This window comes from Streptomyces sp. NPDC059371 (assembly GCF_042751995.1).
Lineage (GTDB): Bacteria > Actinomycetota > Actinomycetes > Streptomycetales > Streptomycetaceae > Streptomyces.
Window position 1 is genome coordinate 172,358 of sequence record NZ_JBHYXD010000001.1, and the last position, 14,233, is coordinate 186,590.

Sequence of the window (14,233 nt, forward strand, 5' to 3'; positions counted from 1 at the left end):
CGGCGGGACGAAAGCCCGGAGCGTGAACGGCCGGGACCCACGCCCGGGACCCACGCCCGTACCGCGCCCGCCGCCGTCACACGGCGAGCGGGCCCACGGAGTCGACGAAGGCGCTCTCCTCGAAGGTCAGCGGAGGCCCGGCCGACGGCTCCATGACGGGGCCCTTCAAGGTGGCCATGAGCAGCTCGCTGTGCAGGAGACGGCTCGGGTCGGCCTGGAGCGCGAGGACCTTGCACCGGGCCGCGGACACGGCGTACGAGGTGGTCGCCACCCGGGCCATCCGGCCCATGTACTGGCTGATCAGCCGGTCCGAGAGCGTCGGGGCCCTGCCGACGACCTCCGGGAACCACTGGTCCTGCGACGTGCTCACCGTGTAGGCGGCCGAGACGGACCTGGCGGCCGCCCGCTGCACGTCGCGGGCGAAGCCCGGAGCGGTGACATCCGTCTGCCGCAACTGCCGGCTCAGCGCCTGGGCGCCCAGGGCCGCGACCGACATGCCCTGGCCGTGGACGGGATTGAAGGTGGCGACGGCGTCACCGAGCACCACCAGGCCCTCGGGCATCGCCGCCTTCTCGAAATCGCGGCGCCTGTTGCGGGTGCTGCGGCTGAGGAACACCTCGCCGAGCGGCTCGGCGGCCGAGATGAGCCGACCGATCAGCGGGTGGCGCAGGCCGAGGGCGAAGTCGGTGAACGCCTCGGGACGGGGGCCGGGTTCGCCGCCGCGGGTGCCCGCGAGCGTGACCAGCCAGCGGCCGTCCTCGATCGGCACCAGCGTCCCGGAACGCCCCGGTCGGGAAGTGGCCGGGTCGGCCTCGATCTGGGTCAGCGGGAAGTCCTCGGCGCCCCTCGGGACGCGGAAGACCCGGCTGGCGCAGACGAGCCCCGAGTCGACTTCGTCGGTCGGTATGTCCGTCACGCCGAGCGCTTCGAGCCAGTGCTCGGCACGGGAACCCCGGCCGCTCGCGTCGACGACGAGGTCGGCGCGCAGGTCCTCCTCGAGGCCTTCGGAGAGGACGCGTACACCGGTGACGCGTTCCGCGGTTCCCAGCAGGGACAGCGCCTCGGCCCGGCGGACCCGGACGGGAGTGGTGCCGAGGACCGCGTCACGCAGGGTCCAGTCGAGCAGGTCACGGCTGCAGCAGGTGAGCAGCAGGTCCTCGGTCACGGTCGGCCAGCGCCCGTACCAGCCCTGCGGGCCGAAACCCAGCATGTCGGTCATGGACTGCTCGCGCGCTCCCGAAGCGAGCAGGCGGCCGTGCACGTTCGCCACCGGAAGGAGTTCCCGGATCGCGTCGCGTCCGCTCGGCAGCAGGATGTGGGCGTGCCGTGCCTGGGGGATCCGCTTGCGCGGGGACGGTCTGTCGGGCAACTCGTCCCGCTCCAGGACGATCACCTCGTCCATGGAGCGGAACAGGGCAGCGGCGGCGAGCATGCCGGCCAGGCTCCCGCCGATGACGACAGCACGGCGCGACATGGTTCCCCCAGTTGTCCTTGGTGATCGGCATCACTCTACGGTCGTACGCGCGGCTGTCCAGGGGTGATCAAAAAGTGAGCGGAATGTGCCCTTGGTGAGGAGCGCGGGCCTCTCTCCGGGGTCGGTCGGCGCTGGTCGGCCTACTGCCCGGCATCCTTCTTCACGGCCCGGAGAATCACGAATTTGGCGTCGCCCGCGACCAGTTCACTGTTGCCGAAGAGCCGGCGCAGCTTCAGGTGGTAGCCGAGATGGCGATTGCCGATCACCCACAGCTCGCCGCCCGGCCGCAGCGCGCGCCGGGCGTCGGCGAACATCCGCCAGGCGGTCGTGTCCGTCATCGCCTGGTGGGAGTGGAACGGGGGATTGTTCAGGACGAGGTCGACACTCCCGGACGGCACGCCCTCCAGCCCGTCGGCGACACGGAACGCGGCCTTCCCGCCGGCGTTCGCCCGGTAGGTCTCCTCCGCCGAGGCCACCGCCTGGTACGACTCGTCGGCGAACAGCACCTCGGCCTCGGGGTTGGCGAGCGCCACGGCCGTACCGAGCACGCCGTTGCCGCAGCCCAGGTCCACGACCCGCTCGGCGCCCCGGCTGCGCGGCAGGTGCCCGAGGAAGAAGCGGGTGCCGACGTCGAGGCGGTCGGCACAGAAGACACCCGCGTGGTTGACGACCGTGCGGCCGGAGACCGGGCCGACGTCGTCGGGCAGCTCGTAGCGGTACGGCCAGGGGTTGGCCTTCCGGGCGATCCCCTGGAGCGGTGTGCAGAAGATCAGGCGGGCCTTCTTCTCGGCCAGCGACGTCCGGGTCGGACCGAGGATCCGCTCGAAGAGGTGCAGCGTCGAGGTGTGGATCTCCTTGACCATCCCGGTGCCGATGACGACCGTCTCCTCGTGCACCCCGGGCGCCAGCCGGTGAAGCTGGTCCTCCAGCAGGGCGAGGCTCTTCGGCACCCGCACGAGCAGTACGTCGATCCGCTCGGGAGGCGGGTCCTGGGTCGTGAGGAGACGGACCGCGGACTCCTCGGCGCCGGCCCGCGCGAGGTTGGCGCGGGTCGACTCCCGGGCCAGGTGGGAGTCGGTGATCAGCGTCGGCCGCCGCGCGGACAACGCCGTGGTCAGGGCGCCCCACCGGTCGCCGAGGACGACGACCGAACCCGTCAGCGGGGTGCCGCTCTCCGCGAGATGCCGCAGCAGATAGGTGTCGGCGGCGTCCCAGGCACGCAGCCGGTCGCGCGGGTCCTCGGGGAAGCGGGCGAGTTCGTACTCGCCCCAGGGTGTCGTCATCCGGTCGTTCATCGTGGGTCCAGGCTAAGGGACCGGGACCGTGTGACGTGCGCGAGGATGGGGGCATGTCGATGGACGCGGAGCTGTTCCCGCGTGGCAGGACGGAAATCGGGCCCGGCGCCGTGCACCTCCCGGACTGGCTGGACGCCGCACGTCAGCGGCATCTCCTGGAGGCCTGCCGCGGCTGGGCCCGTCCGCCGGCGGGCCTGCGTACCGTCCGCACCCCCGGCGGCGGCACGATGACCGCGCGGCAGGTCTGTCTGGGCTGGCACTGGTACCCGTACGGCTACGCGCGGACGGTGGTCGACGGCGACGGTTCGCCCGTGAAGCCCTTCCCCGGCCCGCTCGGCGAGCTGGCCCGCGAGGCGGTCACGGACACCCTCGGCCCCGGCACCTGCGGCGCGGATCCGTCCGCCGAGTACGACATCGCGCTGATCAACTTCTATGACGCCGAGGCCCGGATGGGCATGCACCGCGACAGCGACGAATCGTGCGACGCCCCGGTCGTGTCGCTGAGCCTGGGCGACACCTGTGTCTTCCGTTTCGGCAACACGGAGGCCCGGACACGGCCGTACACCGACGTCGAGCTGCGCAGCGGCGACCTCTTCGTGTTCGGCGGCCCGTCACGGCTCGCGTACCACGGAGTGCCGAAGGTGTACGCGGGCACGGCTCCTCCCGAGCTGGGTCTGACCGGGCGGCTGAACCTCACGCTCCGGGCGAGCGGCTTCCCACCGGAGCCCGCCCGATAGCCGCGGACGCCGTCGCGGTCGTGCGGCGGCCGCCGCGACCGGGCGGGCCCCGCGGGAGCGGATCATGGGAGACTCGCCCTCATGAACGGCAAGGCGGCCCCCCGGACGGCGGGGGATGGCAGTACACGGACACGGCTCGACCGGGGGCGCGGAGCACTCGGACCGGCGCTGGAACTTGTGCACACCGGGCGCGCGCCGACGCGTGCCGTGCTCACCGCCGAGCTGGGCGTCACCCGGGCGACCGCGGGCGCGGTGGCCGCGGAGCTGGAGGCGCTGGGACTGATCCGGGTCGACGCGCGGCCCGGTGCCGCCGCCGGTTCGCAGGGGCGGCCCTCGCACCGGCTGGAGCTCGCCGACGACGGGCCCGTCGCGCTGGCCGCGCAGGTGCACGCCGACGGGTTCCGCGCCGCGCTGGTCGGCCTCGGCGGCCGGATCGTCGCGACCGCCCCCGGCTGCGAGACCGTGGACGCCGATCCGGCGAAGGTGCTCGGCTCGGTCGTCGACGCTGGCGCCGAACTGCTGCGTGAGACCGGGCGCCGCTGTGTGGGCGCCGGGCTCGCCGTGCCGTCGGCCGTCACCGAACCCGAAGGGCTCGCGCTCAATCCCCTGCACCTGGCCTGGCCCGCGGGCGCCGCCGTACGGGAGATCTTCGCCGAGCGGGTGCGCGCGGCCGGGATCGAGGGGCCGGCGTTCGCCGCCAACGACGTCAACCTCGCCGCACTCGCGGAGCACCGGCACGGAGCGGGCCGGGGCGCCCGCGATCTGCTGTGCGTGGCCACCGGACACCGGGGTGTCGGCGGCGCCCTGGTGCTCGACGGGCGTCTGCACACCGGCAGTTCGGGACTCGCCCTCGAAGTCGGCCATCTCACGGTCAACCCCGAGGGCCGGCCCTGCCACTGCGGAAGCCGCGGCTGTCTCGATGTCGAGGCCGACCCGCTGGCCTTCCTCACCGCGGCCGGGCGGACTCCGGGCCCGGAGGTGTCGCTGCTCCAGCAGTCCAATGAACTGATCCGCGACGAGAGCGCCGATCCGGCGGTCCGTACGGCGATCGAGGCAATGATCGACCGTCTGGGCCTCGGCCTCGCGGGTCTCGTCAACATTCTCAATCCGGACCGCATCATCCTCGGCGGACTGCACCGCGCCCTGCTGGACGCCGACCCCGACCGGCTGCGCGCCGTCGTCGCCGACCGCAGCCTGTGGGGACGGAGCGGCGGGGTACCGATCCTCGCCTGCACGCTGGACCACAACAGCCTGGTCGGAGCGGCCGAGTTGGCCTGGCAGCCGGTGCTGGACGACCCGCTCACGGCGCTGCCCGTCTGACCCTCGGGAGCGCCGGGGGGCCGGTGAGCGTGCCCGGTCGGCCGGGGGAGCCGACGCGCGAAGCAGCCCGGGGAGCCCGGCGTACTCCCGGGGAGGTACGCGCACGGCCGCTGGCCGTACGACGACGTGGACCCCCTCGCGGAGCGAGTCTCGAAACATCACCAAGAGATCCCGCGCAGACGCGTGGTTCCACCGAGGAGATGACTCGAGATGCAGACCCTGGCGCACTGGGACGGGGGTCCCGGCCCGTGGATCCTGTTCTTCCCGCTGATCTGGGCGGCCGTCGTGATCGGCGTCGTGACCGTGCTGCGGCGCACCGCCTGGCGATCTGGCCGTGGCCCCTGGCGGGCGACGGGCGGCTTCGGTCCCGGCGGGTCCCTGCCGGCCGGTGACGCGCCGATCGCCGTGCTCGGCCGCCGCTTCGCCTCCGGAGAGATCGACGAGGACGAGTACTGGCGCCGGCTGTCCGTCCTCGACGAGCAGTTCGGACGCACGGGCAAGGGCGGTGCGGCATGACCGCCGAGACCGTCCGCCCGGACGCGGCCCGCGTCGTCGACGCCGTGAAGGTCTACGGCGGCGGCGACACCGCCGTCCGGGCCCTCGACGGGGTGAGCGTCGGATTTCCGGCCGGCCGCTTCACCGCGATCATGGGGCCCTCGGGCTCGGGCAAGTCCACCCTCATGCACTGCGCGGCCGGGCTCGACACCCTCACCTCGGGAGCCGCGTACATCGGCGACACCGAGCTCGGGGCCCTTGACGACCGCCGGCTGACGCTGCTCCGCCGCGACCGGATCGGCTTCGTCTTCCAGGCGTTCAACCTGATCCCGACGCTCACCGTCGCCGAGAACATCGCCCTGCCCATGGACCTCGCCGGGACCAAGGGCTCCCGCGCGTGGACCGACGCCCTCGTCGACGTCGTCGGTCTGCGCGACCGGCTGCACCACCGGCCGAGCGAACTGTCCGGCGGACAGCAGCAACGCGTCGCCGTGGCACGGGCGTTCGCCTCACAGCCCGACGTCGTCTTCGCCGACGAACCCACCGGCAACCTCGACTCCCGCTCCGGCCGGGACGTCCTCGACCTCCTCGGCCGGGCGGTGCGCCGGATGGACCGCACGGTCGTCATGGTCACCCACGACCCGGTCGCCGCCGCGCACGCCGACGAGGTGGTCTTCCTCGCCGACGGACGCCTCGTGGACCGGATGGAGAACCCGACGGCCGACAGGGTCCTCGACCGCATGAAGGCCTTCGACGGCAAGGGCGCGCCCGTATGAACGCCGCACTGCGCCTCAGCCTGTCGTCACTGCGCGGCCACAAGCGCCGCTTCGCCGGGACGTTCTTCGCCGTGTTCCTCGGCGTCGCCTTCCTGGCCGGCACCCTCGTCATGGGGGACACCCTGCGCGCCGGGTTCGACACGATGTTCGGCAACGCGACCAAGGCAACCGACGCCGTCGTCCGCAGCGCCGACGTCATCACCACGCCGGGGGAGAGCCAGGGCGTCCGCGCGCCCGTCGGCACCGATCTGGTCGGCACGATCGAGCACGTTCCCGGTGTCGCGGCCGCGGCGCCCGACATCCAGGGCGCGGGCCAGCTCATCGGCTCCGACCGCGAGCCCATCGGCGGACAGGGCCCGCCCACCCTCGCGGGCAACTGGATCGACGACCCGAAGCTCAACGCGTACCGGCTCGCCGAAGGCCGCGCCCCCGCGAGGTCCGGCGAGGTCGTCGTCAACCGCGGAGCCGCGAAGAAGGGCCACCTGAGGATCGGTGACACGACGGTCCTGCGCACACCCGATCCCGTCCGGGTGACCATCGTCGGCCTCGCGACCTTCGGCGGCGAGGACGGCATGGCCCAGGTGACGTTCACCGGCATGACGCAGGCCGACGCGGAGAAGTACCTGACCGCGAAGCCCGGCGAGGCCGCGGGCATCCGCGTGCGCGCCGGCCCCGGAGTCGGTCAGGACGAACTCGTCTCCGCTCTGACTCCCGTACTCCCCGAGGGAGTCGAGGCCATCACGGGACAGGAGTCCGCGCAGGAGAACACCGACATGGTCTCCAGCCAGTTCCTCACCCTCTTCACCGCGCTCCTGCTCGTCTTCTCCGGCATCGCGCTCCTGGTGGCGACCTTCTCCATCCACAACACCTTCGCGATCGTCGTCGCCCAGCGCACCCGTGAGAACGCGCTGCTGCGCGCCCTCGGTGCCTCGCGCCGGCAGGTCACCGTCTCGACCCTGGCCGAGGCGAGCGCCGTCGCCGTGGCCGCCTCGGCCGCGGGGATCGCCGGCGGCATCGGGATCGCGGCCGGACTCCAGGCCCTCTTCCCGGCCATCGGCTTTCCCTTCCCCGACGGCAGTCTGGTGATCAGCGGTCTGTCCATGCTGCTGCCGTTGGCCGTCGGCGTCGTCGTCTGTCTCGGCTCCGCCCTGCTGCCCGCCGCCCGTGCCGGACGGACCGCTCCGCTCGCCGCCCTGCGGGAGACGGCGGTCGACGAGTCGGGTGCCTCGCGTACACGGGCGACGGCGGGCGGGGCACTGGCCGTCCTGACGGTGGCCGTCACCCTGACCGGTGTCCTGCTCACCCCGTCGCTGTGGCTCGCCGGGCTCGGCGCCGTGCTGGCCCTCGCCGCCTTCGTCGTCCTCGGACCGGTCGCGTCCTCCGTGGTCGTACGGGTCCTCGGCGCGCCGCTCGGCAGGCTGCGCGGCGTCACGGGCGGACTCGCCCGGCGCAACGCGCTGCGCAGCCCCAGGCGAACCGCCGCCACCGCGGGCGCCCTGATGATCGGCGTCGCCGTCGTCTCGCTGTTCACGGTCTTCGGCGCCTCGCTCAAGGCCACCATGGACCAGACGGTCTCGCGGTCCTTCGCCGGTGATGTCGCCGTCAGCACACCGTCGTTCGGAGCGGGCGGCAGCGGACTCAGCCCGAAACTGGCCCCCGCACTCGCGCGCCGGCCGGCGGTCGAGTACGCCGTGGGGCTGGGCAAGGGAGTCGCCGAGGTCAACGGTGAGGGCCGGGCGCTGACGGTCACCGATCCGGTCACGCTCGGCAAGGTCTTCGACCTCGGACAGGTGCGGGGCTCGCTGAACGGCCTCGGCACCGACGGCATCGCGATCACCCGCGCGGAGGCCGGCAGACAGCACCTGACGACCGGCGACACCGCCCGCCTGACCTTCACCGACGGGCAGCGGGTGAACTTCACCGTCCGTGCCGTCTACGGCCGTTCCGAGCTGGCGGGTGACTACGTCATCAGCCGCGCCGCCTGGGCCCCGCACCGCACCCAGGACGCCGACACGCTCGTCGCCGTCTCGTTCAAGGACGGTGTGAGCACGGCCGACGGCAAGGCGGCGGTGCGGAAGGTGGCCGAGCGGTACGGCAGTCCCGAGGTGCAGACCCGGGAGGAGTACGCGCAGTCCTCGGCGTCCGGCATCGACATGATGCTGACCCTGGTCTACGCGCTGCTCGCGCTCGCGGTGCTCATCGCGCTGCTCGGCATCGCCAACACCCTCACGCTGGCGATCCACGAACGCACACGGGAACTCGGTCTGCTGCGGGCCGTCGGACAGACCCGGGCGCAGCTGCGTGCCATGGTCCGCTGGGAGTCGGTCCTCGTCGCCGCGTTCGGCACGGCGGGCGGCCTCGCCCTCGGTGCCTTCCTCGGCTGGGTGCTGGTCGAGGCGTCCGACGGGGCGTCGGACAGCTCCTTCGCCTTCGCGATCCCGCCGTCGCGCCTCGCGGTGGTGGCGCTGGTGGGTCTCGCCGCCGGTGCCCTCGCGGGACTGCGTCCGGCGCGGCGGGCGGCCCGCCTCGACGTGCTGCGGGCCATCGCCACGGAGTGAGCCACCCGGTGCCGTACGACGCCCGTGAGCGAGCGGGGTAAGGGAGGGCGGTCACCGCCCGGTCAGCCGGCAACGGCCGACCGGGCGGGAGCGTGTTCCGGCCTGAGCACGTCGACGGTGTGCCGGAGCGGGACCTCGCTGGTGGCCTCGTACGGCGGACGCAGCGAAGCCGTCACCACGGGGGTGGACGCGGGAAGCGTGAACCACACGACCTTGCCCGACTCGCCGTTCGGGCGCACACCCCAGCTCTCGCTCACCGCCGCGACCATGGCGAGGCCGCGTCCGCAGGTGGAACCGGGGTCGGCCTCGCGCACCACGGGAAGCCGGGGGTCGTGGTCGTGCACGGAGACCGTGAGCCGGTCGAGCAGCAGCTCGATCTCCACGGTGCAGAGTTTGTCCGGCTGGGCGTGCCGGTGGACATTCGACAGCAGCTCGGTCACCCCGAGCGCGGCCCGGTCTATCAAGGGGTCAAGATGCCAGTAGCGCAACTGCGCAGAGACGATTCTGCGGACCTGGCCGATCCGCGACGGCAGGGCTTGGAGCTCCACCGTGCAATGCCTGCTTGGCTGGCTGATCACGGCTGCGACTCCCCGAATTGAGGTCCGGAAGAAGGCGGAGATCGGATCCAGCAGAGTGGCTGAGTCGAACGGCCGCCTGCTGTGATGACCGGCGGCTGGTTCGCAGCGTTATCGCCGGTAAACCCAGAGTGATGTGACATCAGAGTGACCCAGGGGGCACTGTCCCGCAACTCGCGGTGCTCCAGGGGTAGGGGGCGGGCGCCGTCGGCGCACCTCAGCCGCTGCGTCCCGACGCCTTGCGGACCGCCTCGATGAAGCGGCGCGCCGACGGGGGCCCCGGCCGGCCGGGCGCCGGATCGTGTTCGCCGAGCGTGAGCGAGTACCGCGTGCCGTTGACATCGGCCAACGCCCGGTCCTCGTGAGCGAACCAGGGTTTCGAGGCGCGCACCGCCTGCACCGGCGCGCTGTCGATCTCGCTGCCGTAGCTGGTGAGCAGTTCCAGCCTGCCGTCGCTGATCCGGACCTGTCCGGCCCGGGTGAGCGAACGCAGCCTCTTCCCGATCCGCACGCCCGTGGCCGTGAACTCCGGCTCCGCCATGATGCCCCGCCCCCTTGTGCGCTCCGGCTGTGCCCTGTCGTGACCCAGTGTGCATCCGCGTCGGGGGCGACCGCCCCGCGCGGTGCAGTCTGCCCGCAGGTGGCGACGAGCACCAGTGCGTATGGCGAGGTGGTCGTGGTGACGGGAGCAAAGGCCGGGATGCGCCCCCCTGAAGGGGATCCGATGGACCCGGAACCGGGATCCGATGATCCCGGGATGCGGATTCCCCGCCTCCCCCCAGGGGCGGCTTTGGGCTGCCCAAAGGTGTGTTTATGCAGGTGAGAAGCGTGTGGAAGGTGCTTATGATCGAGGCGTCCGACCAGTCGAAGCGGTGTCGGCGCCACGCGATAGGAGCCTTCCCGTGAGCACTGCCCAGCCGATCCGGACCGGTGAGACCCTCGACGTCGACCGGAGCGACGCGGAGTACCGGAGCTGGCTCAAAGAAGCCGTGCGCAAGGTCCAGGCGGACGCGAATCGCTCGGCGGACACCCATCTGCTCCGCTTCCCGCTCCCCGAGGAGTGGGGTGTCGATCTGTACCTGAAGGACGAGTCGACCCACCCCACGGGCAGCCTCAAGCACCGCCTGGCCCGTTCACTCTTCCTGTACGGCCTGTGCAACGGCTGGATCCGGCCCGGCCGACCGGTGATCGAGGCGTCCAGCGGCTCGACGGCCGTGTCCGAGGCCTATTTCGCGGGGCTCGTCGGGGTGCCCTTCATCGCCGTCATGCCGCGCACGACGAGCGCCGAGAAATGCCGGCTGATCGAATTCCACGGCGGGCAGTGCCACTTCGTGGACGACTCGCGCAAGATCTACGAGGAGTCCGTCGCTCTCGCGGCCGAGACCGGCGGCCACTACATGGATCAGTTCACCTACGCCGAAAGGGCCACGGACTGGCGCGGGAACAACAACATCGCCGAATCCATTTTCCGCCAACTGGCACTCGAGCGATTTCCGGAACCCACGTGGATCGTCGCCACGGCCGGCACCGGCGGCACCTCGGCGACCCTCGCCCGCTACGTCCACTACATGCAGGCGGACACCCGCATCTGTGTCGCCGACCCGGACAATTCCTGCTTCTTCGAGGGCTGGACCACCGGCGATCCGGACGTCACCTGCGACCGGGGGTCGCGCATCGAGGGCATCGGCAGACCGCGCGTCGAGCCGAGCTTCGTGCCCGGGGCCATCGACCGCATGATGAAGGTGCCGGACGCCGCGAGCGTCGCCGCCGTACGCGCCCTGGAGCAGGCCATCGGCCGCAAGGCGGGCGGCTCGACCGGCACCGGCCTGTGGAGCTCCTTGAAGATCGTCGCCGAGATGGTGGCCGAGGGGCGCACGGGAAGCGTGGTGACGCTGCTCTGCGACCCCGGTGACCGCTATCTCGACAAGTACTACTCGGACTCGTGGCTGGCCGAACAGGGCCTGGACATCGCGCCGTACATGACGGCGATCACCTCCCTGCTGGAGACGGGCGTCTGGCCGGCCTGACCCGGGTCGGGCGCGGCGAACCCCCTTATGCCCGGCTGCCGTTCGGCCGGAGTGGGTCCGGCGAGGACGAGGGCGCGGGCGGGGGCGAGGGCGGGCGCGAGGGCGAGGGTGGCGCCGCGGACGACGCCAGGTGTTCCTGGAGCCGGGCATGCCGGAACTCGTAGGCCGCGCCCGCCTGACGCAGCACACCACGCTGGTGCGCCTCCTCCAGGAACGCCATCAGACGCCACGGCAGCCGCCCGTTGCCGCACAGCCACAGACGGGTCACGAGGAGCCAGCCCCATGCGCTGATGAACACGGAGAAGGGGCCGACGAGCAGCCAGGTCAGGAGGACGAGGCCGAAGGAATCGGATTGCCCGGACGTCCGGGCCAGGGTCACCGACGCGAGCACCGCGGCGACGACGCCGAACGCCAGCAGTGTGACGCCCCGCGTGATGGCGGCGACCCGGTCGAACCGCAGCGTGGCCCGGGGCCCGGCGGCTCGCGCGGTGTCGATCGGCGAGACCATCCACGCGTGGAAGCCGGCCGCCAGTCCGCTGACCAGACCGAGGCCCAGGCCGGCGGTCAGACCCAGACTCAGATAGCTGCCGAAGAGCACGCTCGGCGGCGCCGCGAACAGCCAGTCGTACGAACGGCTGGGTACCTCGGTCTGGAACCCGGAGTTCTCCACGTACGCCCCGCTCGGCAGTTTGACCTGCGGGTTGGTCCGGGAAGCGCGCAGCTCCAGCTCGATGCGACCGTGGAAGGGGTTGCAGCGCACGGAGCCGGTGCAGTCCAGGCGTGCCGTCGCGGCGGGGGACGCGTACGTCGTGCCGTCGGCGTACGCCTCGACGACGCCGTCGACCGGGGCGGGCGTTCGCAGATAACGGTCGTCGTTGGGGCGCACGCCGTGGACCCAGCCGTCCGCCGTGACGACGTAGCGAGTGCCGTCCTCAAGGCGGTGCACCGCGCCGGCGGGGAAGTCCGCCGACACGGCGGCCCGGGCGCCGGCCACGGTGGCGGTCGTGACACCGAACGCCGCGCCCAGCGTCAGACCGGTCAGGAGGCCGGTTCTGAGCCCGCGGACCAGAGCTGTCCGGAAGTGTCCGCGAGCACGCCGGGGACGGGGGGACGACGCCCCGCGGGCTGTGCCGCCCTGCCAGTTGCGCAGTCCCACGGCCACCAGGGCACCGGCCGCTAGCGCCGTCGTGGGGGGCACCCACGGCGGAACGAGGAACAGTTGCGGGAGGAAGAAGCCGATCATCGCTGACATGAACACGACTACAACGGCTCTGACCGACCCCCGCCCGCCGAACGCCGCGTAGGAGGGAAGCGGCTCCCCGATGATCCCCAGTACCCCCAGCGCGATGGCCGTGGTGAGTCCGAACGCCATGGCGAACGCGGCCGCCCCGAGCCACGCCGGGCCGACGTTCGCATTCGGCAGGGAGGTGGTCCAGTCCAGGCTGGTGCTGGCGACCGCCCCGACCAGAACCCCCGCCAGCACGGCTGTGACGACCACCCGCGCCGCCCATTCCGCCGCCCGTCGACGGGGCGAGGTCCATGCCCCGAGCACGGTGTAGCCCAGCCCCACTCCGAGAATGAACCCGCACATCATCGCGGGCGCCTTGAGTCCGGCGGCGGGGATCCAGGCCACGCCGAGCACGAGCGCCACGCATCCCAGGAGCAGGATCGGGCCCAGCGTGCGCAGCGGCCACGGCAGCGCGCGGCGCAGCCGCCACCAGGCGAGCTGCCGGGTGGTCTGCCGCTGCAGCTGAGCGGCGAGTTCGCCCAGCCAGGCACGGGCCTCCTCGGCGCGTGGGCTGTCCGCGAACGCGGCAGGGACGAAACTGTCCAGCAGATGCCGTTCCAGGACCTCCGGATCGGCGAACCGGCCGTCGAGCAGTTCGGCGGGGTCCCGGCCGGTGTCGCCGTAGGCGGCCCGTGCCATGGCCACCATCAGCGGTGTGCTGAGCGCCGAGCGAACCGTACGGGCGACGGGATCGTCCGGATGCCGGCGAAACTCCGCCAGAACCGGATCCCAGCGCGTGGCGCGCTCTCCGCCCTCTCCGCGTACGGGCCGGCCGGTGCGCGCGAGATAGGAGCCCACGGTCCCGAACGTCAGAGGCCGCAGTTCGATGACCGCCGCGGCGGTGAACACATCGCTCATCTCCACCGCCTTCGCGTACGCCTCCGTACGGCACGTCACCAAGACCGGCTCACCCGAGTCGAGTTCCGTGTTGAGCCGCCGCAGCGCCGTTGCCCACGATGCCTGCGGCATCTCGTCCAGCCCGTCGAAAACAGGCAGCACCAGCCCGGCTCGCAGCAGCTTGTCGGCCCAGGAGGCGCCCGGATGGGTCGCGGCCAGATGGGCGGCCATCCAGTCCCGCAGGCTCTTGTGCTCGGGCTGCCAGCTCGACAGGGGAAAGAGCACCGGGACGCGATCGCCGGGCTGCCATCGGGCGAGCCGGTCCAGGATGAACCCCACGGCCAGCATGGTCTTGCCGCTTCCCGGTTCACCGAGCACCACCAGCCGTCGGGAGGGGACGGCTTCCAGGACGCTGGAGATGTCCTCGAGCCGGTCACCTTCCGCCACGACGGGACCGACCTCGCCCGGAGCGTCGACCAGCCACGCTTCGGCGGGCGACCAGCGCACCTCCAGGGGGTAGGGGTCCTGGAGCCGGCGCAGCCGCCACTCGGCCCGCCACTGCTCCTCCACCGCCCCCGACAGCCGCTCGGCCCACTGCTCCAGTCGCTGCCGGGAGGGGGCCGGGCCTTCGTTCGCCTCCTCGCCCTGCGGAGCGCTCTTCCACAGATTGACCGAGAGTCCGAAGAGGGAGAACCCGAAACCGAGAACGGCGGTCAGGACCGAGGTCTTGCCGAGATCCCCGTTGGAGAACGCCACGCAGAGCACGGTCCCCGTGAGCGCGACCGCACCCAGCCAAATGCCATGCCGCCACCACCGCATCACACGTCCCCGTCACGCCTCGCCGTCCGCGC

11 protein-coding genes are annotated in these 14,233 nt (G+C 72.3%); 6 read left to right on the forward strand and 5 right to left on the reverse strand.

What is annotated here, in order from left to right; translation table 11 throughout:
* Positions 1–76: 76 nt before the first annotated feature.
* Both ACFXGX_RS00815 and ACFXGX_RS00820 read right to left on the reverse strand, forming a co-directional pair.
* A complete protein-coding gene (locus tag ACFXGX_RS00815) occupies positions 77–1,474 on the reverse strand; it encodes an NAD(P)/FAD-dependent oxidoreductase (protein WP_384783226.1) in 1,398 nt (465 codons plus the stop codon).
* A 140-nt stretch (positions 1,475–1,614) separates the two neighbouring features.
* Positions 1,615–2,757, reverse strand: a complete 1,143-nt coding sequence (locus ACFXGX_RS00820; protein ID WP_384783228.1) for a methyltransferase — start codon at positions 2,755–2,757, stop codon at positions 1,615–1,617.
* Between the two features lie 71 nt (positions 2,758–2,828).
* On the opposite strand from ACFXGX_RS00820, the gene ACFXGX_RS00825 reads away from it, so the two are divergent.
* The 5 genes from ACFXGX_RS00825 (at position 2,829) to ACFXGX_RS00845 (ending at position 8,655) form a co-directional block, all read left to right on the forward strand.
* On the forward strand, positions 2,829–3,506 hold the full coding sequence (locus ACFXGX_RS00825) for an alpha-ketoglutarate-dependent dioxygenase AlkB family protein (protein ID WP_384783353.1): 678 nt from the start codon (positions 2,829–2,831) through the stop codon (positions 3,504–3,506).
* 81 nt (positions 3,507–3,587) lie between these two features.
* Entirely contained in the window at positions 3,588–4,826 is a 1,239-nt protein-coding gene (locus ACFXGX_RS00830; protein ID WP_384783230.1) for an ROK family protein, read from the forward strand.
* Between the two features lie 210 nt (positions 4,827–5,036).
* Positions 5,037–5,342, forward strand: coding sequence for an SHOCT domain-containing protein (locus tag ACFXGX_RS00835; RefSeq protein WP_384783232.1), 306 nt, complete (start codon positions 5,037–5,039; stop codon positions 5,340–5,342).
* Positions 5,339–6,097, forward strand: a complete 759-nt coding sequence (locus ACFXGX_RS00840; RefSeq protein ID WP_384783234.1) for an ABC transporter ATP-binding protein — start codon at positions 5,339–5,341, stop codon at positions 6,095–6,097. The genes ACFXGX_RS00835 and ACFXGX_RS00840 overlap by 4 nt, the downstream gene beginning before the upstream one ends.
* Positions 6,094–8,655: an ABC transporter permease gene (locus ACFXGX_RS00845; protein WP_384783236.1), complete on the forward strand. Its 2,562-nt coding sequence runs from the start codon at positions 6,094–6,096 to the stop codon at positions 8,653–8,655. The genes ACFXGX_RS00840 and ACFXGX_RS00845 overlap by 4 nt, the downstream gene beginning before the upstream one ends.
* Positions 8,656–8,717: 62 nt before the next feature.
* Here ACFXGX_RS00845 and ACFXGX_RS00850 read toward each other — a convergent pair whose 3' ends face one another.
* Together ACFXGX_RS00850 and ACFXGX_RS00855 are read right to left on the reverse strand one after the other, a co-directional pair.
* The gene (locus tag ACFXGX_RS00850; RefSeq protein ID WP_384783237.1) at positions 8,718–9,233 is read right to left on the reverse strand and encodes an ATP-binding protein; all 516 of its coding nucleotides are present in this window, start codon (positions 9,231–9,233) and stop codon (positions 8,718–8,720) included.
* Between the two features lie 214 nt (positions 9,234–9,447).
* On the reverse strand, positions 9,448–9,771 hold the full coding sequence (locus ACFXGX_RS00855) for a hypothetical protein (RefSeq protein WP_361680792.1): 324 nt from the start codon (positions 9,769–9,771) through the stop codon (positions 9,448–9,450).
* Between the two features lie 361 nt (positions 9,772–10,132).
* Here ACFXGX_RS00855 and ACFXGX_RS00860 point away from each other — a divergent pair, with 361 nt between their 5' ends.
* The gene (locus ACFXGX_RS00860) at positions 10,133–11,257 is read left to right on the forward strand and encodes a PLP-dependent cysteine synthase family protein (protein WP_384783239.1); all 1,125 of its coding nucleotides are present in this window, start codon (positions 10,133–10,135) and stop codon (positions 11,255–11,257) included.
* A gap of 25 nt (positions 11,258–11,282) precedes the next feature.
* Here the strand turns inward: ACFXGX_RS00860 and ACFXGX_RS00865 are convergent, their stop codons facing one another.
* Complete coding sequence (locus tag ACFXGX_RS00865; protein WP_384783241.1) at positions 11,283–14,138, reverse strand: NACHT domain-containing protein; 2,856 nt, start codon at positions 14,136–14,138, stop codon at positions 11,283–11,285.
* Positions 14,139–14,233 lie beyond the last annotated feature (95 nt).

What these genes read in the sequence shown, in the direction of transcription:
- ACFXGX_RS00815 (WP_384783226.1), bottom strand. Translation starts at nt 1,474, where the DNA reads ATGTCGCGCCGTGCTGTCGTCATCGGCGGGAGCCTGGCCGGCATGCTC.
- ACFXGX_RS00820 (WP_384783228.1), bottom strand. Translation starts at nt 2,757, where the DNA reads ATGACGACACCCTGGGGCGAGTACGAACTCGCCCGCTTCCCCGAGGAC.
- ACFXGX_RS00825 (WP_384783353.1), top strand. Translation starts at nt 2,829, where the DNA reads ATGGACGCGGAGCTGTTCCCGCGTGGCAGGACGGAAATCGGGCCCGGC.
- ACFXGX_RS00830 (WP_384783230.1), top strand. Translation starts at nt 3,588, where the DNA reads ATGAACGGCAAGGCGGCCCCCCGGACGGCGGGGGATGGCAGTACACGG.
- ACFXGX_RS00835 (WP_384783232.1), top strand. Translation starts at nt 5,037, where the DNA reads ATGCAGACCCTGGCGCACTGGGACGGGGGTCCCGGCCCGTGGATCCTG.
- ACFXGX_RS00840 (WP_384783234.1), top strand. Translation starts at nt 5,339, where the DNA reads ATGACCGCCGAGACCGTCCGCCCGGACGCGGCCCGCGTCGTCGACGCC.
- ACFXGX_RS00845 (WP_384783236.1), top strand. Translation starts at nt 6,094, where the DNA reads ATGAACGCCGCACTGCGCCTCAGCCTGTCGTCACTGCGCGGCCACAAG.
- ACFXGX_RS00855 (WP_361680792.1), bottom strand. Translation starts at nt 9,771, where the DNA reads ATGGCGGAGCCGGAGTTCACGGCCACGGGCGTGCGGATCGGGAAGAGG.